Genomic DNA, 2,753 nt, shown 5'->3' with positions numbered 1-2,753 from the left:
CCAGCGCACTGGCATCGCCGCCGAGCGCCGTCGAGTTCGAGAAGCTCGCGGTCGCGCCGCTGCCGATCGCGGTGGCGCCATGGTTGACCGCCCCGCCGCTGGAGGTGAAGGCGCTGGCGCCGCGGCCGATGGCCACCGAGCCCCCCGAGGTGCCGTCCGCCACCGCCGAGGCACCGACGGCCACGCCGTCGTTCGCCTTGGCCGCGGCGCCCACGCCCGCGGCCAGCGCGTTGGTTCCGGTCGCGCCCTTGTTGTCGTAGTTGTCGCCCGGCGTGCCGTTGTCGTTCACGCTGTAGTAGTGCGTCTGCGCGGCCTTGAGCTGGCTCACGTTCACGGCGTCGGTGTCCGCGCCGCCGGCGGCCACGTTGGTGAGGCGCCGCTCCGCGCCCGAGGCGCCGACGCTCACCACGTTGCTGCCAGTGGCCGTGCCGGCCACGGCGGCCCCATTGGGCGCATACGACGCCACGGTCGCCGCGCTCACCGTGCTGCCGTTGCCGATGCCCACCGCGCCATCCAGACCCGCGGCGATGGCCACGTTGTTGCCTACCGCGAAGGCGTTGTTGGCCGCGATGTCGTTGTTGTTGCCCACCGCATAGCTGCCCGATCCGCTGACGATGTTCGGGTCGCCGATGGCACCGCTGTTGTCGCCGCTGACGATGTTGCCGGTGCCGATGCTGATGCTGCTCGCGCCGAGGGCCTGCGCGCCGGTGCCGATGGCAATGGCGTCCGTCCTGCCGCTCGCACCGGCGATGGCGCGCTTGCCCAGCGCGATCGAACGGTCCGAGTCGGTGATGGCATGGTTGCCGACGGCCACGGTGTCGTTCAGCACGGTGCGCGGCGGCGTGCCCGCCACCTTGTTGCCGTTGCGGTCGGTGAGCAGGCCCGTCTTGGTGTCGATGAAGTAGCCGGTGCCGGCCGAGGTACCGACCGCGACGTTGTTGTCGCCCTGGAGCGCGAAGCCGGCCGCGCTGCCGGCGACATGGTTGTCGCTGCCTTGCAGGTTCATTCCCGCGAAGGTGCCGACGGCGACGTTGCGGTCCCCCTGGGTCGACAGGCCGGCGGAGGTCCCGACGATGGTGTTGTAGTCCCCCGCCAGCTTGTAGCCGGACGTGGTGCCCAACGTCGCGTTGTAGTTTCCGGTCGCGCCAAGGCCCGCGCTGCTGCCGACGTAGGTGTTGGACGCGCCCTTGGAAGCCGCGCCGGCACTCGTACCGACATAGGTGGCATAGTCGCCGCCGGTCACGCCATTGCCGGCGTTCCCGCCGATGGCCGTGGTCTGCTGGCCCCGCGCCTGCGAAGAATTGCCCACGGCCACGCCGCCGCCGCCCGAGGCCACGGACGAAACGCCGACGGCCACCGACTGGTCCGCCGTCGCCGCGGCATTCACGCCCGCCGCCAGGCTGTTGATGCCCGTGGCCCCGCTGTTGTCGTGGTTGCCCTGGGGCGTGCCGTTGTCGTTCACGCTGTAGTAGTGCGTCTGCGCCGCCTTGAGCTGGCTCACGTTCACCGCGTCGGTGTCGTCCGCGCCCGCCGCGAGGTTGGTGATGCGGCGCTCCTTGCCCGCGCTGCCCACCGACACCTCGCCCACCGGCGCGCTGCCGGCCACCGCGGCGCCATCGGGCGCATAGGCGTTCTTCAGCGCCAGCGCGGCCGCATCCTGCGTCGCCTGCGATCCGGCGCCCAGCGCCACGCCGTCGGCCGCGCTGGCCTGGGCCTCGCGGCCCACCGCGACCGCGCCGTCCTTGCCGGCCACGGCGCTGCTGCCGATGCTCACCGTGTCGCTGGCCTCGACGTTGACGCCCGCCATGCTGCCCAGGGCCACGTTGTTGTCGCCCTGGGTGCCCAAGCCCGCGTAGAAGCCGGCGGACAGGTTGGCGTTGCCCTTGATGTCGGTGCCCGCATAGTGGCCCTGGGCCGCGTTGTACGAGCCCTCGGTGCGCGTGCCCGCGCCCTCGCCCACGCCGAGGTTGAAGTCGCCGGCCACGCCGTTGCCCGCATTGCCGCCCAATGCGACGTTGCTGGTGCCGGTCACGTTCTGTCCGGCCTTGGTGCCGAAGGCGGCGTTGTAGGCACCGCTCGAGCCCCGGCCCGCGTTCGGGCCCACGCTGAGGCTCTCCTCGCCGTTGGCCTGCGCGCCCGGGCCCATGGCCACGGCCTCGAGGCCACTGGCCTCGGCACCCTTGCCTACCGCGATCGCGCGGTCCTTCGAGGCATAGGCGAGGTTGCCGATCGAGACCGTGTCGTTCGCCTTCGTGGCCGCCGGCTGTCCCGCCAGCAGGTTGCCGCTGCGGTCGACATAGCCGCCGCGGTCCAGGTCGAGCATCGCCGCCGTGCCGGCGCCCCTGCCGATGGAGACGTTGTTGTCGCCATCGACCACGCCGCCCGCGCCCTGCCCCACGCCGACATTGCCGCTGCCCTTCACGAGGCTCACGGCCCCCGTGCCGAGCGCGGCGTTGTCGGTCCCCGTCACCACGCTGCCGGCCACCGTGCCGACACCGACGTTGCGATTGCCCTGCACGCCGTTGCCCGCGCTGCTGCCCAGGCCCAGGTTGTCGTTGCCGTCGATGCTGTCGCCCGCGTTGTTGCCGACCGCTACGTTGCGCGCGCCCTTGGCGCCGGTCCCCGAGTCGTTGCCCACGAAGGTGTTGCGGTCGCCCTGGACATCGACCCCGGCCGAGGTGCCGAGGCTGGTGTTGGCCTCTCCCGTGACGCCCGTGCCGGCGCCGCTGCCGAAGGCCGCGTTCTCGCTGCCC

General features: G+C 72.5%; 1 pseudogene. It reads right to left on the bottom strand.

Annotated features, from left to right (window positions below):
- A pseudogene (locus AC27VN_RS38120) lies at window positions 1-2,753 on the bottom strand (hypothetical protein); the annotation flags it as partial.

The sequence above is a fragment of the Variovorax sp. 20P10.2.4 genome (genome assembly GCF_058244205.1).
Note: the sequence above shows the minus strand (reverse complement) of the source record. Positions and strands in the feature narration are given on the sequence as shown.